The organism is Pseudomonas sp. c313, assembly GCF_055407145.1.
In genome coordinates this window covers 272,558-292,886 of sequence record NZ_JBUZRD010000004.1, presented here as the reverse complement: position 1 = coordinate 292,886, position 20,329 = coordinate 272,558, and the positions used below count along the sequence as shown (strand labels likewise).

21 protein-coding genes and 1 other RNA gene are annotated in these 20,329 nt (G+C 60.9%); 11 read left to right on the top strand and 11 right to left on the bottom strand.

Going from position 1 to position 20,329, the window contains the following annotated elements:
* Positions 1–18 precede the first annotated feature (18 nt).
* On the top strand, positions 19–336 hold the full coding sequence (locus ACZRKZ_RS14945; RefSeq protein WP_041161049.1) for a DUF2388 domain-containing protein: 318 nt from the start codon (positions 19–21) through the stop codon (positions 334–336).
* A gap of 154 nt (positions 337–490) precedes the next feature.
* Complete coding sequence (locus ACZRKZ_RS14940) at positions 491–1,633, top strand: DegT/DnrJ/EryC1/StrS family aminotransferase (RefSeq protein WP_463981946.1); 1,143 nt, start codon at positions 491–493, stop codon at positions 1,631–1,633.
* Between the two features lie 84 nt (positions 1,634–1,717).
* Here the strand turns inward: ACZRKZ_RS14940 and gcvH are convergent, their stop codons facing one another.
* The 9 genes from gcvH to ACZRKZ_RS14895 all read right to left on the bottom strand — a co-directional run bounded on the left by gcvH (position 1,718) and on the right by ACZRKZ_RS14895 (position 11,161).
* Positions 1,718–2,101 (bottom strand): glycine cleavage system protein GcvH, encoded by a 384-nt coding sequence (gcvH, locus tag ACZRKZ_RS14935; RefSeq protein WP_463981945.1) that lies wholly within the window; start codon positions 2,099–2,101, stop codon positions 1,718–1,720.
* 51 nt (positions 2,102–2,152) lie between these two features.
* Positions 2,153–3,235, bottom strand: coding sequence for a glycine cleavage system aminomethyltransferase GcvT (gcvT, locus tag ACZRKZ_RS14930; RefSeq protein ID WP_463967693.1), 1,083 nt, complete (start codon positions 3,233–3,235; stop codon positions 2,153–2,155).
* A gap of 156 nt (positions 3,236–3,391) precedes the next feature.
* Positions 3,392–5,008 carry an ABC transporter permease gene (locus ACZRKZ_RS14925; protein ID WP_463981944.1) on the bottom strand — a complete coding sequence of 539 codons (1,617 nt, stop codon included), beginning with the start codon at positions 5,006–5,008 and terminating at the stop codon, positions 3,392–3,394.
* Positions 5,009–5,228: 220 nt separating this feature from the next.
* Complete coding sequence (locus ACZRKZ_RS14920; RefSeq protein ID WP_463967692.1) at positions 5,229–6,233, bottom strand: extracellular solute-binding protein; 1,005 nt, start codon at positions 6,231–6,233, stop codon at positions 5,229–5,231.
* A gap of 138 nt (positions 6,234–6,371) precedes the next feature.
* On the bottom strand, positions 6,372–7,589 hold the full coding sequence (locus ACZRKZ_RS14915) for a 2-octaprenyl-3-methyl-6-methoxy-1,4-benzoquinol hydroxylase (RefSeq protein WP_463982089.1): 1,218 nt from the start codon (positions 7,587–7,589) through the stop codon (positions 6,372–6,374).
* A gap of 9 nt (positions 7,590–7,598) precedes the next feature.
* Complete coding sequence (locus tag ACZRKZ_RS14910; protein ID WP_463981943.1) at positions 7,599–8,084, bottom strand: DUF4442 domain-containing protein; 486 nt, start codon at positions 8,082–8,084, stop codon at positions 7,599–7,601.
* Positions 8,077–9,264: a 2-octaprenyl-6-methoxyphenyl hydroxylase gene (gene ubiH, locus ACZRKZ_RS14905; protein WP_463981942.1), complete on the bottom strand. Its 1,188-nt coding sequence runs from the start codon at positions 9,262–9,264 to the stop codon at positions 8,077–8,079. The genes ACZRKZ_RS14910 and ubiH overlap by 8 nt, the downstream gene beginning before the upstream one ends.
* Positions 9,261–10,583: a Xaa-Pro aminopeptidase gene (gene pepP, locus ACZRKZ_RS14900; RefSeq protein WP_463981941.1), complete on the bottom strand. Its 1,323-nt coding sequence runs from the start codon at positions 10,581–10,583 to the stop codon at positions 9,261–9,263. The genes ubiH and pepP overlap by 4 nt, the downstream gene beginning before the upstream one ends.
* 20 nt (positions 10,584–10,603) lie before the next feature.
* Complete coding sequence (locus tag ACZRKZ_RS14895; RefSeq protein ID WP_463967688.1) at positions 10,604–11,161, bottom strand: YecA/YgfB family protein; 558 nt, start codon at positions 11,159–11,161, stop codon at positions 10,604–10,606.
* A gap of 138 nt (positions 11,162–11,299) precedes the next feature.
* Between ACZRKZ_RS14895 and ACZRKZ_RS14890 the strand changes: the two genes are divergently transcribed.
* The 4 genes from ACZRKZ_RS14890 (at position 11,300) to ACZRKZ_RS14875 (ending at position 12,734) form a co-directional block, all read left to right on the top strand.
* Complete coding sequence (locus ACZRKZ_RS14890; protein WP_003213954.1) at positions 11,300–11,509, top strand: TIGR02449 family protein; 210 nt, start codon at positions 11,300–11,302, stop codon at positions 11,507–11,509.
* Positions 11,506–11,823 (top strand): cell division protein ZapA, encoded by a 318-nt coding sequence (locus ACZRKZ_RS14885; RefSeq protein WP_463981940.1) that lies wholly within the window; start codon positions 11,506–11,508, stop codon positions 11,821–11,823. The genes ACZRKZ_RS14890 and ACZRKZ_RS14885 overlap by 4 nt, the downstream gene beginning before the upstream one ends.
* Before the next feature lie 30 nt (positions 11,824–11,853).
* Positions 11,854–12,032, top strand: a non-coding RNA gene (gene ssrS / locus ACZRKZ_RS14880) — 6S RNA.
* A 66-nt stretch (positions 12,033–12,098) separates the two neighbouring features.
* On the top strand, positions 12,099–12,734 hold the full coding sequence (locus ACZRKZ_RS14875) for a 5-formyltetrahydrofolate cyclo-ligase (RefSeq protein ID WP_463981939.1): 636 nt from the start codon (positions 12,099–12,101) through the stop codon (positions 12,732–12,734).
* Positions 12,735–12,736: 2 nt separating this feature from the next.
* Here ACZRKZ_RS14875 and ACZRKZ_RS14870 read toward each other — a convergent pair whose 3' ends face one another.
* Positions 12,737–12,886 carry a hypothetical protein gene (locus ACZRKZ_RS14870; RefSeq protein WP_178114368.1) on the bottom strand — a complete coding sequence of 50 codons (150 nt, stop codon included), beginning with the start codon at positions 12,884–12,886 and terminating at the stop codon, positions 12,737–12,739.
* 195 nt (positions 12,887–13,081) lie between these two features.
* Here ACZRKZ_RS14870 and ACZRKZ_RS14865 point away from each other — a divergent pair, with 195 nt between their 5' ends.
* The 4 genes from ACZRKZ_RS14865 to ACZRKZ_RS14850 all read left to right on the top strand — a co-directional run bounded on the left by ACZRKZ_RS14865 (position 13,082) and on the right by ACZRKZ_RS14850 (position 18,474).
* Positions 13,082–13,531 carry an EVE domain-containing protein gene (locus ACZRKZ_RS14865; RefSeq protein ID WP_463981938.1) on the top strand — a complete coding sequence of 150 codons (450 nt, stop codon included), beginning with the start codon at positions 13,082–13,084 and terminating at the stop codon, positions 13,529–13,531.
* A 139-nt stretch (positions 13,532–13,670) separates the two neighbouring features.
* Positions 13,671–14,636: an HlyD family secretion protein gene (locus tag ACZRKZ_RS14860; protein ID WP_463967686.1), complete on the top strand. Its 966-nt coding sequence runs from the start codon at positions 13,671–13,673 to the stop codon at positions 14,634–14,636.
* On the top strand, positions 14,633–17,356 hold the full coding sequence (gene rbbA / locus ACZRKZ_RS14855; protein WP_463981937.1) for a ribosome-associated ATPase/putative transporter RbbA: 2,724 nt from the start codon (positions 14,633–14,635) through the stop codon (positions 17,354–17,356). Before ACZRKZ_RS14860 ends, rbbA begins: the two co-directional genes overlap by 4 nt.
* Positions 17,356–18,474: an ABC transporter permease gene (locus ACZRKZ_RS14850; protein ID WP_463981936.1), complete on the top strand. Its 1,119-nt coding sequence runs from the start codon at positions 17,356–17,358 to the stop codon at positions 18,472–18,474. The genes rbbA and ACZRKZ_RS14850 overlap by 1 nt, the downstream gene beginning before the upstream one ends.
* A gap of 69 nt (positions 18,475–18,543) precedes the next feature.
* Here the strand turns inward: ACZRKZ_RS14850 and ACZRKZ_RS14845 are convergent, their stop codons facing one another.
* Positions 18,544–18,951, bottom strand: a complete 408-nt coding sequence (locus ACZRKZ_RS14845; protein WP_463981935.1) for a flagellar basal body-associated protein FliL — start codon at positions 18,949–18,951, stop codon at positions 18,544–18,546.
* Between the two features lie 149 nt (positions 18,952–19,100).
* Here ACZRKZ_RS14845 and ACZRKZ_RS14840 point away from each other — a divergent pair, with 149 nt between their 5' ends.
* Positions 19,101–20,078 (top strand): NADPH:quinone oxidoreductase family protein, encoded by a 978-nt coding sequence (locus tag ACZRKZ_RS14840; protein WP_149412307.1) that lies wholly within the window; start codon positions 19,101–19,103, stop codon positions 20,076–20,078.
* Positions 20,079–20,329 lie beyond the last annotated feature (251 nt).

Sequence of the window (20,329 nt, the reverse complement as noted above, 5' to 3'; positions counted from 1 at the left end):
CAGTTGGAGTCACCCATCATGCGTCTCAAATATGCTGTCGCAACCCTCGCCGTGCTATCCCTTCCTGTCGGTTCAGCCATGGCCGACAGCTTCTGGCGTAATGTCATCTCCTCGGGCGCCACAACCGGCTCGACGTACCTGACCTTCAAGGACCACAAGCTCGTGGTCGCAGCCCAGGACGACGCCGGCAGTTTCGTCGCCAGCGACGGCGGCATCCGTGGCCCGTACCTGGAAGCCGCAATGCAGAAGGTCCGCGCTGACAACCCTGGCCTGAAAGCCACGGACATGGAGCTGGCCAACGCTATCCTGGCGAAAAACGCCATCGCTTCCGAGTAAAACCGCCTCATGAAAAAGCCGCTTTTGAAGCGGCTTTTTTTTGCCTGGAGGGTGACAATTCGTTCACAGATGACAGGCTATATTCAGTCTCTGCATGTAACCATGTTGATATGTTCTTACCCATTGCCTCTCTTAAACGGATACCTGCCACGTCATGAGCCAGTTGCCCTTCCTGCCGTTTTCAAAGCCCACCATTGATGAAGCCACCATCTCGGCGGTTGGTGATGTGTTGCGCTCTGGCTGGATCACCAGCGGGCCCAAGGTGCAGGCGTTCGAGGCGCAGTTATCGGAATATTTTGGCGGCCGGCCGGTACGCACCTTCAACTCAGGCACCTGCACGATGGAGATTGCCTTACGCATCGCTGGCGTTGGGCCTGGGGATGAAGTCATCACCACGCCGATCTCCTGGGTGGCCACGGCCAACGTGATTCTTGAAGTGGGCGCCACACCGGTGTTTGCCGATATCGACCCGGTCACCCGCAACATCGACCTGGCCCAGGTGGAAGCGGCCATCACGCCGCGCACCAAGGCAATCATTCCGGTGTACCTGGCGGGCCTACCGCTGGACATGCCAATGCTCTACACGCTGGCCAATAAGTACGGCCTGCGCATCGTCGAAGATGCCGCGCAGGCACTGGGCTCCAGCTGGGATGGCCAGCGTATTGGTGCCACCGGAGATTTTGTGTCGTTCAGCTTCCAGGCGAACAAAAACATTACGTCCTCCGAAGGCGGCTGCCTGGTGTTGAACAACGCAGAAGAAGCCCGACTGGCAGAGAAATATCGCCTGCAAGGCGTTACCCGCAGCGGCTTCGACGGCCTGGACGTGGATGTGCTGGGCGGCAAGTTCAACATGACCGATATTGCGGCGGCCATCGGCCTGGGTCAGTTTGCCCATATAGAGAACATCACCGCCCATCGCCAAGCACTGGCCCAGCACTATTTCGAATGTTTTGGCAGTGATTTTGAAGAGGAGTACGGCGCGCAACTGCCGCCGGCAGACTTCGAGAACAGCAACTGGCACCTGTTCCAGCTGGTGCTACCGGAGCGCCAGGACGGCCTGCCGGCACGCGCCACGTTCATGGAGCAGATGCAGGCCCACGGCGTCGGCATTGGCTATCACTACCCGCCGATCCACCTGCTGAGCCTGTATCGGGCACAAGGATTCAAGGAAGGCATGTTCCCGGTGGCGGAAAAAGTCGGGCGTTTGATTATTTCGTTGCCGATGTTTACGGCGATGACGAAAGCGGATGTAGAGCGTTCGGTGGCGGCGGTCAAAGCAGTGTTGAAGGCAAGCTAAATAACGATTTTTAGCCCCCCCAATCAAATGCAGGAGCTGGCTTGCCAGCCCCCGCACTGATTTGCGCCGTTGCAGCTCTCGGGCTTATTCGCCGATGGCAGCCTTGTAGCCGGCAGCATCCAGCAGTTTGTCCAGTTCAGCGGCATTGCCTGGCTTGAGCTTGAAGATCCAGGCGCCGTACGGGTCGGTGTTCAGCGACTCGGGGCTGCCACCCAAGTCTTCGTTGACTGCAATCACTTCACCGGCAATCGGTGCATAGATGTCCGAGGCCGCTTTTACCGACTCAACTACGCCAGCCTGATCGCCCTTGCCAAACACCTTGCCCACTTCAGCCAACTCGACGAACACCACATCCCCCAGAGCTTCCTGGGCATGGTCGGAGATTCCGACGGTTACGGTGCCGTCAGCTTCCAGTCGGGCCCATTCGTGACTTTCGGCAAAACGCAGGTCGGCAGGGATATCGCTCATAATCTGTGTCCTCAAGAAGAAATGTCAGCGGCCATTGGCCCGCCAGAAAATTTAAATCAATGTTTTACCATGGCGCACAAAGGTCGGTTTGACCACCCGGACCGGGTACCACTTACCGCGAATTTCCACTTCGGCACGGTCAGCGGTCGCCATCGGTACACGCGCCAGGGCAATGGATTTGCTTAGCGTAGGAGAGAAACTACCACTGGTGATCTCTCCTTCGCCAACATTGGCGATACGGACCACCTGATGAGCACGTAAAACCCCGCGCTCTTCCAGCACCAGGCCCACCAGCTTGAACTTCACACCGCCAGCCCGCTCGGCTTCCAGCGCAGCGCGGCCGATGAAGTCGCGGCCGGCAGGTTCCCAGGCGATGCTCCAGGCCATATTGGCGGCAAGCGGCGATACATTCAGGTGAATATCCTGTCCGTAGAGGTTCATCCCGGCCTCAAGGCGCAGGGTGTCACGGGCGCCGAGGCCGATGGGCGAGATACCCGCACCTACCAGGTCGTTGAAAAACGCCGGGGCCTGATCGGCAGGCAGGATAATTTCCAGGCCATCTTCGCCGGTATAACCGGTACGCGCAATAAACCAGTCGCCGTCGGCCTGACCTTCAAAAGGTTTGAGCTGGTGAATCAGGACGCCACGGGACTGTGTCACCAGTTCGGCGATTTTGTGCCGAGCATGGGGGCCCTGAATGGCGAGCATGGCCAAGTCCGCGCGCTCGTGCAGTTGCACCTGGTAGCTGCCCAAATGAGCCTGCATCCAGGCGATGTCCTGGTCGTGGGTGGCAGCGTTGACCACTAGCCGATAGCCGGCTTCAGTGCGGTAGACAATCATGTCGTCCACCACGCCGCCTTGCTCGTTGAGCATGGCGCTGTACAAGGCACGGCCGCAGCCATGCAAACGATCAACATCATTGGCCAATAAATACTTGAGCCATTGCGTGGCCTGAAGGCCGGTGACGTCGATCACGGTCATGTGGGAAACATCAAATACTCCGCAGTCACGTCGCACCTGATGGTGCTCTTCGACCTGCGAGCCGTAATGCAGAGGCATATCCCAACCGCCAAAATCGACCATTTTCGCGCCAAGGGCGAGATGCAGGTCATACAGAGGCGTACGCTGTCCCATGGGTTTCTCCTTCCGGGCGTGGCGAAGGTGCGGACGGTTGCCGTTCGGGCCACACACCTTGCAATACAAGGCCTGCAGCCACGTTCAGTCACCCGATCTAAAAGATGGACCGCACCGAATGCCGCGCATTGTAGCCTCAAGCCGTAGGACTGACACCTAACCGATTCGTCGCGCTGAACGCCGGATCAATCCGATGACCGGTAATAGGCCCACCAGCACCAGGGTCAACGCTGGCAGAGACGCGCGCGCCCACTCGCCTTCACTGGTCATTTCGAAGATTCGTACCGCCAACGTGTCCCAACCGAACGGGCGCATCAGCAGGGTCGCAGGCATCTCCTTGAGCACATCGACAAACACCAGCAGCGCCGCGCTCAAGGTCCCCGGCAGCAATAACGGCAGATACACTTTGCAAAACAGTCGCGGACCACTTACCCCCAAACTGCGGGCGGCTTCAGGCAGCGAGGGCCGGATTCGCGCCAGGCTGTTTTCCAGCGGCCCGTAGGCCACCGCCATGAACCGCACCAGATAAGCCAACAGCAATGCCGACAGGCTGCCCAGCAGCAACGGCTTACCCGCACCACCCAGCCAGTCCGACACCGGGATCACCAGTTCACGGTCCAGGTAACTGAATGCCAACATAATCGACACCGCCAGCACCGAACCCGGCAAGGCGTAACCGAGGTTGGCCAGGCTGATACCCGAACGAATAGCCCGGGTCGGCGCCAAGCGATGGGCAAACGCCAGCACCAACGCCACGCTAACGGTGATCAACGCCGCCATGGCGCCCAGGTACAAGGTATGGACGATCAGCCCGGCGTAACGCTCGTCGAGGTCGAACCGGCCGCGCTGCCAGAACCAGGCCACCAGCTGCACCATGGGGATGACGAAAGCGCAGGCGAAAACCAATCCGCACCAGCCGCTGGCCGCTGCCGCCTTGAACCCGCGCAGGTGATAGAGCGCCTTGCCACGCGGCCGTTCATTGCTCGGCCGGCTGGAACCCCGGGCACGACGCTCGCCGTACAGCACCAGCATCACCACCAGCAGCAACAGGCTTGCCAGTTGCGCGGCGCTGGAAAGGCTGAAAAAACCGTACCACGTCTTGTAGATGGCGGTAGTGAAGGTGTCGAAGTTGAACACCGAGACCGCGCCGAAATCCGCCAGGGTTTCCATCAGCGCCAGCGCCACACCAGCCCCGATGGCAGGCCGGGCCATGGGCAAGGCCACGCGCCAGAACGCCTGCCACGGCGATTGCCCCAGCACCCGCGCCGCTTCCATCAGGCCCTTGCCCTGGGCCAGGAATGCGGTGCGCGCCAGCAGGTAGACGTAGGGGTAGAACACCAGCACCAGCACGATGATGACGCCACTGGTGGAGCGCACCCTCGGCAGGCGCAGGCCGCTGCCGAACCATTCGCGCAGCAGGGTTTGCACGGGGCCGGAGAAGTCCAGCAGGCCGACGAAGACAAATGCCAGAACATAGGCGGGAATGGCAAACGGCAGCATCAGCGCCCAGTCCAGCCAGCGGCGGCCAGGGAACTCGCAGAGGCTGGTCAGCCAGGCCAGGCTGACACCCAGCACCGTAACGCCCACGCCCACGCCCAGCACCAGGGTCAGGGTGTTACCCAGCAGGCGCGTCATCTGGGTTTCCCATAAATGGGACCAGATTTGCTGGTCGATGCTTTGCCACGACAGCAACAGGACGCTCAGCGGCAACAGCACCAGGGCGGCGACGGTGAAGACCGGCAGGTACCAGCGGCGTTGAGCGGGGTGGGCCAAGGAAAACTCTCGATCAAGGTAGGAATATGTGCGCTTTGCAGAACACGCCGTTGCTCTACTGTAGGAGCGAGCTTGCACGCGAAAAACGTCAACGACAAATCGGACTTACCTGGAAGAATGCGGCGCTCTCAGGCTTTTCGCGAGCAAGCTCGCTCCTACACAAAGCAAAGCCCGTTAAGCAAAACGCCCCGCAAATGCGGGGCGCAGTATAGCGTTTGGCTTAGTTCCAACCAGCGCGATCCATCAGGCGAATGGCTTCGGCCTGGCGCTTGCCAGCCACTTCAACCGGCAGGGTGTCGGCGACAAACTTGCCCCAGGCGGCCACTTCGGCCGACGGCGGCACAGCCGGGTTGGCCGGGAACTCCTGGTTCACGTCTGCAAAAATTCTCTGGGCCTCAGGTGTAGTCATCCACTCCACCAGCGCCTTGGCCGCTTCCGGGTGAGGCGCGTGCTTGGTCAGGCCAATACCCGACAGGTTGACGTGCACACCACGGTCGCCCTGGTTCGGCCAGAACAGTTTCACCGCCAGGCTCGGCTTCTGCTTGTGCAAGCGGCCGAAGTAGTAGGTGTTGACGATGCCGACATCACACTGGCCGGCGTTGATGGCTTCCAGTACCGCGATGTCATCGGAGAACACGTCGGTGGACAGGTTGTTGACCCAGCCCTTGACGATTTCTTCAGTCTTGGCCGCGCCGTGGGTTTCGATCAGGGTGGCGGTCAGCGACTGGTTGTAGACCTTTTTCGACGTGCGCAGGCACAGGCGGCCTTCCCATTGCTTGTCGGCGAGGGCTTCGTAAGTGGTCAAGTCGCCCGGTTTTACGCGATCGGTGGAATAGGCGATGGTCCGCGCCCGCAGGCTCAAGCCAGTCCAGGCATGGGTCGATGAGCGGTATTGCAGCGGGATGTTGGCGTCGATCACCTTGGAGGTGAGCGGTTGCAGGATGCCCATTTGCTCGGCTTGCCAGAGGTTGCCGGCGTCGACGGTGAGCAACAGGTCGGCGGTGGCGTTTTCGCCTTCGGCCTTGATGCGCTGCATCAGCGGCGCTTCCTTGTCAGTGATGAACTTGATCTGCACGCCGGTTTTTTTGGTGTAGGCATCGAAGACTGGCTTGATCAGTTCGTCGATACGCGAGGAGTAGACCACCACCTCGTCAGCCGCCTGGACGGTGGTGCTGCCAATTAGGGTGAGTGCCAGGGCAGTCAGGAGGCGCTTGGGTACCAACATGAGTGCGGTCTCTCGTAGCGAAATGAGCGTAAATGATAAGGACTCACATTTAGCTTCTCAACTGAACACTTGGCGAAGGAGTTACGAGATGTTGCGCAACCGGAATTTCGGGTGAGGCCATCAGCCGCACCCTCTCCTTCACGCCTTGGCCAGTTCCGGTAAATCCCCGGTCAACCCCAACGCCTGACGCACAAACACCGCCTTGGCCTCAGGCATCTGGTCCACCACTTTCAAGCCGGCATTGCGCAACCAGCGCAACGGTAGTTGATCGGCCTGGAACAACCGCTCAAAGCCTTCCATTGCCGCCATCAGCGCCAGATTATGGGGCATGCGCCGGCGCTCATAACGGCTGAGCACTTTCACATCCGCCAGCCGCTCGCCGCGCTCCGATGCCTGCAACAACACCTCGGCCAACACGGCTGCATCCAGGAAACCCAGGTTCACACCCTGCCCCGCCAGCGGGTGAATGACATGAGCCGCATCGCCGATCAGCGCCAGGCCTTCGGCCACATAGCGCTTGGCATGGCGTTGACGCAGCGGCACGCACAGTCGCGGGTCGGCGCTTACCACGGTGCCAAGACGGCCTTCAAAGGCACGCTCCAGCTCACGACAGAAGCTTTCATCATCCAGCGCCATCAGGCGTTCGGACTCGCTCGGCGTGGTCGACCAGACGATCGAACACCAATCTTCCTGGCCGTCCCGTACCAGCGGCAGGAACGCCAGCGGGCCATGGTCGGTAAAGCGCTGCCAGGCGGTACGCTGATGCGGCAGGCTGCTGCGCACGCTGGTGACGATGGCGTTATGCAAGTAATCCCATTCACGTGTCGCGGTACCGGTCAGACGCCGCACCGCCGAATTGGCGCCGTCAGCGGCGATCACCAGCGGCGCGCGCAAGGTGCGGCCATCGGCCAGGGTCAGCAGCCAGTCGTCGCCGGAACGGCGCATCTGCTCCAGCCGCGCATTGGCCAGCAGGCCCAGGTCGCAGTCGTGCAGGCGGTCGAGCAAGGCGTCCTGGACCACGCGGTTTTCGACGATATGCCCGAGCACCTCGGCATGCACGCTGGCCGCCGAAAAGTGGATCTGCCCAGTGCCACTGCCGTCCCACACCTGCATCTCGCCATAAGGGCTCGCGCGGCGCTCAACGATGCCGTCCCAGACGCCGAGTCGCTCCAGAATCCGCTGGCTGGCAGCCGACAAGGCGCTCACCCGCGGTTCGAACGGCGCATCCACGTCGAAGGGCTTGACGCTCAGCGGGCTGCCATCGAGCAGCAGCACTTGCAGGCCACTGCCCTGCAACGCCAGCGCCAGGGCGCTTCCGACCATTCCGGCCCCGACAATCAGCACATCTGCGCGCATGTCCATGCTTTAAGCCTGTCTCGCTGGCGGCTTGCGCCGCACGTAAAGGGTTTTGTCGACCCGCGCCACCAGGGTGCCGGAGCCGTCATGAATCAGGACCTTGAGGTGCGGCAAATACTTGTCGCCGCTATCGGTCTGTCGGCGAATCTCATCCAGCAAGGCTTCGTCGATGGAAAACTCGGCAAACACCGGGCCTTTACCCGGCGAGATAAAGTCGATGGCCGCAGCCTTGTCCCATACGATGTAGTCACGGCCCAGGTTCTCCATCAGCATCAGCATGAAAAACGGGTCGACCATCGAGTACAGGCTGCCGCCAAACTGCGTGCCTACGTAATTACGGTTGTACCAGCCCAGGCCCATGCGCACCTTGACCTGACGAAAGTCGCTGCTGATGTGCTGCACGCGAACCCCGGCGCCGAGGTACGGCGGGTACAGGGTCATGATCCAGCGCAACAGCCGCGCCTTGCCCAGGCGCTCGATCAGCCACCTACGCATCGGGACGGGTGCCCAGGCCCATGGCCTGACGGGCGAACCAGCGCTTGGCCGGTGGCAACAAGTCCAGACCGAGCAAGCCCATGTTGCGGCCCAACGCGACCAACGGCTGGGCACTGCCAAACAGGCGGGTGACCTGATCGGAGAAACCCACGGTCAATTTCTGATCCATGCGCTGGCGTTCGCGGTACCCCTGCAAGGTCGCCAGGTCACCCGGCACCGCCGGCCCGGCCAACAAGGCCTCGGCCAGGGCGTAGGCATCGCGCAGGGACAAGTTGAAACCCTGCCCCGCAATCGGGTGCAGGCTATGGGCGGCGTTACCCAGTATCGCCAGATGGGAGCGCACCTGCTCCTCGGCTTCCACCAGGGTCAACGGATACAAATGCCGAGCGCCCACCTGTTTCAGGGTGCCAAGGCGATAGCCGAACACGCCTTGTAACTCACTGAGAAAACTACGTTCGTCGAGATTGGCAAGACGCTGGGCGTCCATGCCGACACGGGTCCAGACCAGCGCGCAACGGTTGTCCGGCAGCGGCAGCAAGGCCATCGGGCCGTCATCGGTGAAACGTTCGAACGCCTCGCCGTTATGGACTTCACTCGGGGTGATGTTGGCAATCAACGCGCTCTGGTTGTACGGGCGTTGTTTAACGCCGATGCCTAACTGCTCCCGCAGCCCGGAACGGCCACCATCAGCCAGTACCGCGAGGTCACATTCGAGGACGGTTTCATCGTTCAGCGTCAGGCGATAGCCGTCGGCCAGCGGCTCCATGCGGGTGACTTCGGCCGGGCAGCGCCAACTGATTACGTCCTTGTCCAGGCCTTGCCACAGGCATTGGCCGAGCCAGGCGTTTTCCACCACGTAGCCGAGAGCCGGAACGCCCTCTTCCATGGCCGACAAGCGCGCGGTAGAGAAACGTCCACGGTCCGACACATGAATCTGCTTGATTGGCTCGGCGCGGCGGGAGATCTCCTGCCACACGCCCAGGCGCTGATAAATCTGCCGCGCACCGAAGGACAGTGCCGAAGAGCGGGCATCGTAGCTCGGCTGGAAACTGTCGCCGGGGGCAAAGGGCTCGATCAGCACGATCTTCCAGCCGCGCGCCTTGGCCCCGGCCTGCAGCGCCAACGCCAGGCTGGCGCCCACCAGGCCGCCACCAATGATTGCCAGATTGACCCGACTCATCGTGCATCCGCCATCAGGGCTTCGATCTCGGCGACCGTCCTGGGCACGCCACCGGTCAGAATTTCACAACCTTGCTTGGTCACCACCACGTCGTCCTCGATACGTACGCCAATGCCACGCCATTTCTTCGCCACGTTCTGGTTGTCCGACGAGATATAAATCCCCGGCTCCACGGTCAGGGCCATGCCGACTTCCAGCACCCGCCACTCACCGCCGACCTTGTACTCGCCGACGTCGTGCACATCCATCCCCAGCCAGTGGCCGGCGCGGTGCATGTAAAAAGCCTTGTAGGCTTCGCTGGCGATCAACTCGTCCACATCGCCCTGCAACAAGCCCAACTTCACCAGCCCGGCGGTGATGACGCGAACCGTCGCTTCGTGGGCCTGGTTCCAGTGCTTGTTCGGCGCGATCTGAGCAAACGCGGCTTCCTGGGACGCCAGTACTATTTCGTAAATCGCTTTCTGCTCAGCAGAAAACTTACCGTTGACCGGCCAGGTACGCGTGATGTCGCTGGCGTAGCAGTCGATCTCGCAACCGGCGTCGATCAGCACCAGGTCGCCGTCCCTGAGCACCGCGTCATTCTGCTGGTAATGCAGGATGCAACTGTTGCGTCCTGACGCGACGATGGAGCCATAGGCCGGCATCTTTGCCCCGCCCTTGCGAAATTCGTAATCAAGCTCCGCTTCCAGGCTGAATTCATGCAGCCCGACACGGCAGGCCTGCATCGCCCGTACATGGGCCGCGCAGGAAATCCGCGCCGCCTCACGCATCACCTTCACTTCCGCGGCGGTTTTATACAGACGCATGTCGTGGAGCAAATGATCCAGGGCAACAAATTCGTTCGGTGGCTGGGCGCCCAGGTGCGCCTTGGAGCGAATCACATTGATCCACTCCATCAGGTGCCGGTCGAATTCGGCGTGGCTGCCCATGGCCGAATACACCCGGTCGCGGCCTTCGATCAGGCCAGGGAGGATGTCGTCGATATCGGTGATGGGAAAAGCATCATCGGCACCAAACTCACGGATTGCGCCTTCGGTGCCGGCACGCAGGCCGTCCCACAATTCGCGCTCGGCATTGCGTTCGCGGCAGAACAGCACGTACTCGCCATGCTGGCGACCGGGCATCAACACGATCACCGCTTCAGGCTCGGGGAAGCCACTCAGGTACTGGAAGTCGCTGTCCTGGCGATAGACGTGTTCGACATCGCGATTGCGGATCGCCACGGCGGCGGCAGGCAGGATCGCGATGCTGTTGGGTTCCATCTGCGCCATGAGCGCCTTGCGGCGCCGGGTGTATTCCGCTTTGGGGATATGAATCATGGGCAGGAGGGCTTCCTTTCTTAGTGCAGCGAAGGCTTGATTGCTGCCGGCTCATCCGGTTTCTTGGTCTCGGTGAACAGCAGCAGCGGCGCGACACGCAAGTATTCCATCACTTCCATATAGTCGCTTTCGCCGTCTTCGGATTCTTCCAGGGCTTCTTGCACCTGGGAGATGGCGGCGAGATCTTGCAGCACTTCCTTGGCGTCGGTGCTCAACTCCAGGCCGGCGGCGTTCACCCCAAAACCATGGAGGAAGCCCTGGCACCATTGGCCCAGTGCCGCGGCACGGTCAGCGAGCGGCGCATCATCGGTTGGCAACAGCAGGACGACAGTCACGTCGTCGCCGGTCAGCTCGCCCTTGACCATCTCTTGCAAGCCGATCAGAGCGTTGCGAACGTTCTCTTGCGGCTCGGTTTCAAGCAGCTCGGCAACGTCAGCCAACCAGTTGTCGGCATCAAACCCGACACCGGTGCAACTGCGACCCAGCAGCACGCCGTGAAGCTCGGCAGGCGAGCAAGGATGACCGCTGATGCTCAGCAGTTTGGAAAAAGCGTCGTACGGGGAATTCTGAATAGGCATGGTGAGCTAGGCGCCAAGCGGCGCAATGTCTAGAATGAAGCGCTGTATCCTAGCATCGGCAGACGTACCAAGACTATCGAGGGCGTCAGATCGTTTATCCAGCAGTTGCCATTCATCAGACAAATCCAGTGGAACCCAATGGAAGACACCGACCTGCAAGCGCTGATGGCCAGACTCGAATTGCTAATTAACCGGGTCGAGCAACTAAAGAGCCAGAATGGACTCCTATTAGCTCAGGAAAAGACCTGGCGCGAGGAGCGCGCTCACCTCATTGAAAAAAACGAAATCGCCCGGCGTAAGGTCGAGTCGATGATTTCGCGCCTGAAGGCCCTGGAGCAAGACTCATGAGTTCAAGCAATAGCGTCACCGTGCAGATTCTCGATAAAGAATATTCGATCAGCTGCCCCCAGGAAGAACGCAGCAACCTGGTGAGCGCTGCTCGCTACCTGGATGGCAAGATGCGTGAAATCCGCAGCAGCGGCAAAGTGATTGGCGCCGATCGCATCGCCGTGATGGCCGCGTTGAATATCACCCACGATTTGCTGCATAAGCAGGAACGCCCTGACGTGCAGGCCGGCGGCTCGACGCGCGAGCAGGTACGCGACCTGCTGGAGCGCGTTGATCTGGTGCTTTCTACCGACCTGGAGCAACCCAAGGGCTGATTGCAGTGTCTGTTTCGGGTATACTTGCCCCACTCCCTGGCGTGCTTGCCAGTCGGCGATGTCCCGGAGCCGATTCGCACTACCCTGGAAGTTGCACGTTTGGCTGGTGTGCATGTCCGCTAGACGGAAAGCCTTAAAGCCTACTGCTTCTTCCACCTTGAACTTTCGGGTTCAAGGGCTTAGTCGACAGCGGTTCTGTCGGGGAGCCTGATTCCCAAATCCAATGCCAGTCTTGTGACTGGCATTGTTTTATGACCCAAAAAAAGCAGAATCCCATGACCGAACCTGCGCCGCTTTCCCGCCCGCAACTTCGACGCATGCTGCGCAAAGCCCGTCGCGCCCTGACGCCGAGCGAGCAACGCCAGGCCGCCCACGGCCTGTATCGGCAACTGGCACAGCACCCGCTGTTTCGCCGGGCCAAACATATCTCTTTATATCTACCGATGGACGGTGAAATCGATCCGCGCCTGCTGCTGCGCGCCGCTCAGCGCCGGGGCAAGGCTACCTACCTGCCGGTACTCAGTGCGTGGCCGCGAACCAAGATGGTGTTTCAACGGGTGCGCCCGGGGGAAAAGCTGTCGCCTAACCGTTTTCGCATTCTTGAACCACGGGTCAACGTTGGCCGCCAGCGCAAGGTCTGGGCCCTGGATCTGGTGCTGTTACCGCTGGTGGGTTTCGATGATGTGGGTGGACGCCTTGGCATGGGCGGCGGCTTTTATGACCGCAGTCTTGCCTACTTGGTGCGGCGAACGACCTGGTGCAAGCCGACGCTATTGGGCCTGGCCCATGAATGTCAGAAAGTCGAACGACTGGCGCAGGCGAGTTGGGATGTGCCGCTTGAAGGCACGGTCACCGATAGGCAATGGTATGTCGCAGAGAGGACGCAACTGGAGTCAGCGGCGCCGAAGTAGCTTCAACGCTTGAAGAGTTGTGGCGTCTGTTGTGCAAGTTCAATCGGTGCTTCGGTCTTGTTCGTCCACAGGCTTTGCGCGTAGCCAGTGGTCACGACGCCCAGACCGAACAAAATAACCAAAATCCATAGTAAATCCGGTTTGCGTTTCATCGATTGCCCCCCTTCAGGCATATCACACACGATGACAGCAACGTTCCATAAGTAGTCCGTTCTGGCTGCGTCAAGCTTAAAATCCCGGCATTCTGCGTTAACGTGATCCAACACGCAAACCTTGACGTCAACCGACCGTCGGTTTGTCATGCAATTGCCGAACAACTTGCCCAATACCCCAAAAGGAGCAAAAACATGGCCTATTGGCTGATGAAATCCGAGCCCGACGAGCTGTCCATCAAGGACCTGGGGAAACTCGGTAAAGCCCGTTGGGATGGCGTGCGCAATTACCAGGCGCGCAACTTCCTGCGGGCCATGGCGGTGGGCGATGAGTTTTTCTTCTACCACTCCAGCTGCCCGGAGCCGGGGATTGCCGGGATAGGAAAAATCATCGAGGCGGCCTATCCCGACCCGACCGCGCTGGAGCCCGAGAGTCATTATTTCGATGCCAAGGCTACGTCCGAAAAGAATCCGTGGAGCGCGATCAACGTCGCCCATGTCGAGACTTTCCCCAAGGTGCTGGGCCTGGGGTATTTGAAACAACAGAGCGCCCTTACCGAATTGCCCCTGGTGCAAAAAGGCAGCCGACTGTCGGTGATGCCGGTAACCGCCGACCAATGGGCCGCCGTGCTGGGCTTGCGCTAGATAGCAGAACCCTGCGGTCACGCCACCGGCGCATGCATCTGCGCGTCAACCGGGTTAGGCTTGCGCTTCATTTGACCGGTATCAAGGGCCCTAGGGCAGTATCTGTCAAACTAGGACGCTAACGCCGCAGGATGCACCCATGTCGACGACCCATCGCAGCTCCCATCTTTTCGCCACGCTCCTGATACTTCTGCTGGTGGCCGCTGGCGGCTTCGGTTACTGGAAGTCCACCCAGGACCGCCTGCCCGAAGGCTTGAGCATGGGCAACGGCCGGCTCGAATCCACCGAAGTGCAGATCGCCACCAAAATCCCCGGGCGCCTGGCCGAGGTGCGGGTCGATGAAGGCGACAAGGTGCTCAAGGGCCAACTGCTGGCGCGCATCGACACCCGCACCCTGGAAGCCCAGCGTGCCCAGGCCGAGGCTGAAGTGCTGCGAGCCAAGGAAAACTTCGCGGCAGCCGAGGCCAACGTGCAACTGCGCCAGAGCGAACAGCTGCTGGCCAACCAGGAACTCAAGCGCACCCAGGAACTGTACAAGCGCGGCTTCGCCAGCGGCCAACTGATCGACCAGCAACAGGCCCGCCAGAACACCGGTAACGCCGCCGTGCTTGCTGCCCGCGCTCAGGTCAACGCAGTCAAGGCCGCCATCGGCGCCGCCCAGGCCAGCGTCGAACAGCTTACCAGTGAAATCGAAGACAGCAGCCTGCGGGCGCCCATCGACGGCATCATCCAGTTGCGCCTGGCCGAGCCCGGTGAAGTGCTCGGCGCCGGTGGCCGGGTGTTGTTGCTGATCGATCCCAACGACCAATACATGAACCTCTATTTGCCCGCCTCCGTTACCGGTCGCCTGACCGTAGGCAGCGAAGCGCGGATCGTCCTCGACGCCCTGCCACAACAACCGCTGCCGGCAAAAATCAGCTTCGTCGCCGCCAAATCCCAGTTCACCCCCAAAGAAGTTGAAACCCGAGACGAGCGCCAGAAACTGGTGTTCCGGGTAAAGTTACGCCTGACCCAACCCAGCGCCGTGCCGCAAGCCAAGCCCGGCATGCCCGGTGCCGGCTACGTGCGCACCGCCGAACTGGACTGGCCGGCTAACCTGCAATGACCGGTCCGGCGCTGCACGCCACAGGCATCAACCATCGCTACGGCAAGCAACAGGCCTTGATCGACATAGCCTTCAGCTTGCCGGCCGGCACCCGTTGCGGGCTGATCGGCCCGGATGGTGCCGGCAAGTCGAGCCTCCTGGGATTGATCGCCGGGGTTAAAAAGCTCCAGGACGGTCAACTTGAGGTGCTCGGCGGCTCCATCGAAGACCGCCGCCACCGCAACAGCCTGTACCCGCGCATCGCCTTCATGCCCCAAGGCCTGGGCGGCAACCTTTACCCCGAGCTGTCCATCAGCGAAAACATCCGTTTCTTCGCGACCCTGTTCGGCCTGTCGAAAGCTGATTGCGACCAGCGCATGCACAACCTGCTGCTGGCCACCGACCTGGCTCGTTTCGCCGAGCGCCCAGCGGGCAAGCTCTCCGGCGGGATGAAACAGAAGCTCGGCCTGTGCTGCGCGCTGATCCACGACCCGGACCTGTTGATCCTCGACGAACCCACCACTGGCGTAGACCCGCTCTCCCGCCGGCGCTTCTGGGAGCTGGTAGAAAACGTACGCAGCGAGCGGCCGCAACTGACCCTGCTGGTGGCCACCGCTTATATGGAAGAGGCCGAGCAGTTCGAACATTGCCTGATGCTCGACCGCGGCAAATTGATCGCCGATGGCCTGAGCAGCGAACTGGCGGCCATCACCCCCAGCGGCAAACTGGATGAAGCCTTTACCCACTTCCAGGGCGACAGCGCCCACAACAACCAACCGTTGGTAATTCCACCCAGGGCGAGCGACAACACTGACATCGCCATCGAAGCCCATGACTTGACCCTGCGTTTCGGCGACTTCACGGCGGTGGACAAGGTCAGCTTCGCTATCGGCCGGGGCGAAATCTTCGGCTTCCTCGGCTCCAACGGCTGCGGCAAGACCACTACCATGAAAGTCCTCACCGGGCTGATGCCGGCCAGTGAAGGCAGCGCCACCTTGCTGGGCAACCCGGTGAACGCCAAGGACCTGGCCACCCGCAAGCGCGTGGGCTTTATGTCACAGAGCTTCTCGCTGTACGGCGAACTCAGCGTGCGGCAGAACCTGGTGCTGCATGCGCAACTGTTCGACCTGCCCAAGGCTGACAGCGAGCAGCGCATCGACGAGTTGATCCAGCGCTTTGACCTGGGCGGCGTTGCCGAGCAGCCTTCCGGCGAGTTGCCATTGGGCTTGCGTCAGCGCCTGTCATTGGCGGTGGCGGTGCTGCATCGTCCGGAAGTGCTGATCCTCGACGAACCGACTTCCGGCGTCGACCCGGCGGCGCGGGATGATTTCTGGCGGCTGTTGGTGGAGTTGTCCCGCGAGCAAGGGGTGACGATCTTTCTGTCCACCCACTTCATGAACGAAGCTCAGCGCTGCGACCGCATCTCGCTGATGCACGCTGGCAAGGTGCTGGCTTGCGATACGCCCGATGCACTGCAACAGCAATTCCACGGCGAGACCCTGGAAGCGGCGTTTGTTACTTGCCTGGAACAAGCCCAGGGTGCGCCTGACGCGCCGACAACCGTCGAGACCGCCACTGCTGAAACACCCGCTACGGTGCCCAGCAGCAAACGCGGCTTCAGCGTGGCCCGCCTGTTGGCTGTCGCCAGCCGCGAAGGCAAGGAGTTATTGCGCGACAAAGTGCGCATGGCCTTCGCCCTGCTCGGGGCGATTTTCATGATGGTGATCTTTGGCTACGGCATTTCCCTCGATGTGGAAAAGCTCGCCTTCGCCGTCTACGACCAGGACCAAACTCCACAAAGCCGCGCCTACCTGGAAGCCTTTCGCAGTTCGCGCTACTTCGCCGAACAACCGCCGATCCAGGACTCGAACGAGCTGCACAAGCGCCTGCAACGCTCGGAAATCAAGCTGGCCCTGGAAATCCCACCCGGTTTCGGCCGCGACCTGTACGCCGGGCGCCAACCGGCGGTTGCCGCCTGGCTCGACGGCGGCATGCCGTTTCGGGCCGAGACCAGCCGCAACTACGTGGAAGCAGTACATCAGGCCAATCTCCAGCAACTGGCCGAACTCCACAGCCCACCACTGAACAACCGCGCCGCCGCCAAACTGGAAACCCGCTTTCGCTACAATCAAGACGTGGTCAGCGTAAACGCCATCGGCCCCGGCGTCATGGCGCTGATCCTGGCGTTTATCCCGGCGATGCTCACCGCCCTCGGAATCGTACGTGAAAAGGAGTTGGGCTCCATCACCAACTTCTATGCCACGCCGCTGACCCGCCTGGAGTTCCTGCTGGGTAAACAGGCGCCGTACCTGGCCGTCAGCCTGATCAACCTGGCTTTGCTGGTGGCGATGAACCGCTGGCTGTTCGGCGTGCCATTCAAGGGCAGTGGCGTGACCCTGGCCTTCGGCGGCCTGCTTTACGTGCTGGCGACCACCAGCATGGGCCTGTTGATTTCGGCGTTCACCCGCACCCAGATCGCCGCGATCCTCGGTACCATGATTATCACCAGTCTGCCGACCATTCAGTTTTCCGGGTTGATCGTGCCGCGCTCGTCCCTGGAAGGCGCGGCCGCGCTGATGGGCATGCTGTTCCCGGCCGGTTACTTTCTCGATATTGCCGTCGGCACCTTCACCAAGGCCCTGGACCTGCGCCAGCTGTGGCCGCAGTGCCTGGCGCTGTTCGGGTTTTTCCTGGGGTTTACCGGACTTAGCCTGATCATGCTCAAGAAGCAGGAGGCCTGATGCACAAGCTCGCTCATATCCTGCGCCTGGGCATTAAAGAACTGACCAGCCTGCGCCACGACAGCGTGTTGCTGTTGTTTTTGTTCTACGCCTTCACGGTGGCGATCTATATGCCCGCGGCCGGTTCGGTCATCGGCGTACATAACGCCAGCGTTGCCCTGGTGGATGAAGACCACAGTCACTTGTCCCGCCAGTTGGCCGAAGCCTTGCAACCGCCAGAGTTCCAGCCCGCGGTGCCGTTGCCCTATGACCAGCTGGACAAGGTCATGGACAGCGGCCAGTACACCTTCGTGATCAACGTGCCGGCAAATTTCCAGGCCGACCTGTTGGCCGGGCGCCAGCCGAGTGTGCAGGTCAATGTCGACGCCACAGCCATGAGCCAGGCCTTTATGGGCGCCGGGTACATCGGGCGGATTTTCCAGCGCGAACTGCTCACCTATAGCGGTCAGGCCGATGCGGCCAACAAGGCGCCGGCGTTACTCACCACGCGGGCGTTGTTCAATACCAACCTGGAAGGCGGCTGGTTCCTGGCGGTGATCCAGATCGTCAACAACATCACCATCCTCGCCATTGTGCTGACCGGCACCGCATTGCTGCGCGAGCGCGAACACGGCACCCTCGACCACTTGCTGGTGCTACCGCTGACGGCGCTGGAAATCATGCTGGCGAAAATCTGGAGCAACATGCTGGTGGTGGTGCTCTGTACCTGGCTGTCGCTGGAAGTGGTGGTCAAGGGCTTGCTCGGGGTACCGCTGGCAGGATCCCTGACGTTGTTTCTGCTGGTCACGGCACTGTATCTGTTTGCCAGTACTGCCCTGGGAATCTTCCTCGCCACCCTCGCCCGCTCGACGCCACAGTTCGGCTTGCTGGCGATCCCGGTGATCATTCCGATGCTGTTGCTGTCAGGCGGCAGCACACCGCTGGACAGCATGCCGCAATGGTTGCAATGGGTGATGCAGGGCTCGCCGTCGACGCACTTTGTCAGCCTGAGTGCGGCGATCCTGTTCAGGGATGCGGGTGTGAGCGTGGTGTGGCCAGACTTGCTGGCGCTGGCGGGGATTGGCTTGCTGTTTTTTGCGGTGGCGTTGGCGCGGTTCAGAAAGAGCCTTGCCTCTTAAGGTATTGCCGATTTCTGTGGCGAGCGGGCTTGCCACAAAGGGCCCGCCGCACACAGCAATAGGGTGCGATTACTGGATGATCAGGTTGTTGAACAACAAATCATCAACCATCGGTTTACCGGTCTCGTCGTTCATCACTTGCTGGGTCTGCTTCAAGGCTTCCTGACGCAGTTTTTCCTTCCCCTCGACGCTGCCCATGGCCTCGGCGGTTTGCTGGGTGAACAGGGCCACCAACTGATTACGAATCAACGGATCGTTGGCTTTGACCGCCGCGGCAGCCTCCGGCCCGGTCACACGCAGGGCGATGTCAGCCTTGTACACCTTGAGCTTCGCAGTGCCGTCCAGGCCATAGTTGCCAACGAAGGGCGGCGTCAGGCTGATATAGCTGACCTTCGGCGCTTCGCCTTCCTTGGCTTCTTCGGCATGGGCTGCCATCGGCAACGTCAGGGCCAGCATCAACAGGGTCCACGCTTTCACAGTTCATTCCTCAATTCGGTTGCTCAGTAGCATAACGCTAGCAAGGCTGAGCACAAGCTTATGGCGACTTATCAGGCCAAGGTATGCTCGTTGACCCCTCGACTTACCCACCTACACTTATCGGCCAATACGCCAAAAGGAAGAGTCCGATGAAAGCCGTGCTGTGCAAAGCCTTCGGCCCCGCCGAAACCCTGGTGCTGGAAGACGTCGAAAGCCCGGCAATCAAGAAGAACGAAATCCTGCTGGATGTGCACGCCGCCGGGGTGAATTTCCCGGACACCTTGATCATCGAAGGCAAATATCAGTTCAAGCCGCCCTTCCCGTTTTCGCCGGGTGGTGAAGCGGCGGGCGTGGTCAGCGAAGTCGGGGAAAAGGTCAGCCACCTGAAAGTCGGCGACCGGGTCATGGCCTTGACCGGCTGGGGCAGCTTTGCCGAACAGGTCGCGGTACCGGGCTACAACGTGCTGCCAATCCCGCCGAGCATGGACTTCAACACCGCCGCCGCCTTTAGCATGACCTACGGCACTTCGATGCATGCCTTGAAACAGCGCGCCAACCTGCAAGCAGGGGAAACCCTGTTGGTACTGGGCGCGTCTGGCGGCGTTGGTCTGGCTGCTGTGGAAATCGGCAAGGCCATGGGCGCCCGGGTGATCGCTGCCGCCAGCAGTGCGCAAAAGCTCGCGGTGGCCAAGGCGGCCGGCGCTGATGAGTTAATCAACTACAGCGAAACCAGCCTCAAGGATGAAATCAAACGCCTGACCGACGGCAACGGCGCCGATGTGATCTACGACCCGGTGGGTGGCGATCTGTTTGACCAGGCCATCCGCGCCATCGCCTGGAACGGCCGGCTGCTGGTGGTGGGTTTTGCCAGCGGGCGCATCCCCGAGCTGCCGGTGAACCTGGCACTGCTCAAGGGCGCGGCAGTGGTCGGGGTGTTCTGGGGTTCGTTTGCCCAGCGCCAGCCCCAGGATAATGCGGCGAACTTTGCGCAGTTGTTTGGCTGGTATGCCGAGGGCAAGTTGAAGCCGTTGGTGTCGCAGGTGTATCCGCTCGACAACGCCGCCCAGGCGATCAATGACCTCGGCCAGCGCAAGGCGGTGGGCAAAGTCGTGGTTCAAGTCCGCTAACCCTGCCTTTCTGTAGGAGCGAGGGACGCCTAGTTCCTGCTCGCGAAAAACCCGAGAGCGTCGCGTTCATCCAGGCCGAACGTGTCATCGTTAACGTTTTTCGCGAGCAAGCTCGCTCCTACCTATTACGCCCCTCACTTATCTATTAGCGACATGTTCGTAAAAGAACATGCAATAGCTCCCAATTCCTGTGCTCCCAGATAAGAGGCGATGCTATTTTCGGTAACGAAACTGTAACATTCGCATCCGCA

What these genes read in the sequence shown, in the direction of transcription:
- ACZRKZ_RS14945 (WP_041161049.1), top strand. Translation starts at nt 19, where the DNA reads ATGCGTCTCAAATATGCTGTCGCAACCCTCGCCGTGCTATCCCTTCCT.
- ACZRKZ_RS14940 (WP_463981946.1), top strand. Translation starts at nt 491, where the DNA reads ATGAGCCAGTTGCCCTTCCTGCCGTTTTCAAAGCCCACCATTGATGAA.
- gcvH (WP_463981945.1), bottom strand. Translation starts at nt 2,101, where the DNA reads ATGAGCGATATCCCTGCCGACCTGCGTTTTGCCGAAAGTCACGAATGG.
- gcvT (WP_463967693.1), bottom strand. Translation starts at nt 3,235, where the DNA reads ATGGGACAGCGTACGCCTCTGTATGACCTGCATCTCGCCCTTGGCGCG.
- ACZRKZ_RS14920 (WP_463967692.1), bottom strand. Translation starts at nt 6,233, where the DNA reads ATGTTGGTACCCAAGCGCCTCCTGACTGCCCTGGCACTCACCCTAATT.
- ACZRKZ_RS14915 (WP_463982089.1), bottom strand. Translation starts at nt 7,589, where the DNA reads ATGCGCGCAGATGTGCTGATTGTCGGGGCCGGAATGGTCGGAAGCGCC.
- ACZRKZ_RS14910 (WP_463981943.1), bottom strand. Translation starts at nt 8,084, where the DNA reads ATGCGTAGGTGGCTGATCGAGCGCCTGGGCAAGGCGCGGCTGTTGCGC.
- ubiH (WP_463981942.1), bottom strand. Translation starts at nt 9,264, where the DNA reads ATGAGTCGGGTCAATCTGGCAATCATTGGTGGCGGCCTGGTGGGCGCC.
- pepP (WP_463981941.1), bottom strand. Translation starts at nt 10,583, where the DNA reads ATGATTCATATCCCCAAAGCGGAATACACCCGGCGCCGCAAGGCGCTC.
- ACZRKZ_RS14895 (WP_463967688.1), bottom strand. Translation starts at nt 11,161, where the DNA reads ATGCCTATTCAGAATTCCCCGTACGACGCTTTTTCCAAACTGCTGAGC.
- ACZRKZ_RS14890 (WP_003213954.1), top strand. Translation starts at nt 11,300, where the DNA reads ATGGAAGACACCGACCTGCAAGCGCTGATGGCCAGACTCGAATTGCTA.
- ACZRKZ_RS14885 (WP_463981940.1), top strand. Translation starts at nt 11,506, where the DNA reads ATGAGTTCAAGCAATAGCGTCACCGTGCAGATTCTCGATAAAGAATAT.
- ACZRKZ_RS14875 (WP_463981939.1), top strand. Translation starts at nt 12,099, where the DNA reads ATGACCGAACCTGCGCCGCTTTCCCGCCCGCAACTTCGACGCATGCTG.
- ACZRKZ_RS14870 (WP_178114368.1), bottom strand. Translation starts at nt 12,886, where the DNA reads ATGAAACGCAAACCGGATTTACTATGGATTTTGGTTATTTTGTTCGGT.
- ACZRKZ_RS14865 (WP_463981938.1), top strand. Translation starts at nt 13,082, where the DNA reads ATGGCCTATTGGCTGATGAAATCCGAGCCCGACGAGCTGTCCATCAAG.
- ACZRKZ_RS14860 (WP_463967686.1), top strand. Translation starts at nt 13,671, where the DNA reads ATGTCGACGACCCATCGCAGCTCCCATCTTTTCGCCACGCTCCTGATA.
- rbbA (WP_463981937.1), top strand. Translation starts at nt 14,633, where the DNA reads ATGACCGGTCCGGCGCTGCACGCCACAGGCATCAACCATCGCTACGGC.
- ACZRKZ_RS14850 (WP_463981936.1), top strand. Translation starts at nt 17,356, where the DNA reads ATGCACAAGCTCGCTCATATCCTGCGCCTGGGCATTAAAGAACTGACC.
- ACZRKZ_RS14840 (WP_149412307.1), top strand. Translation starts at nt 19,101, where the DNA reads ATGAAAGCCGTGCTGTGCAAAGCCTTCGGCCCCGCCGAAACCCTGGTG.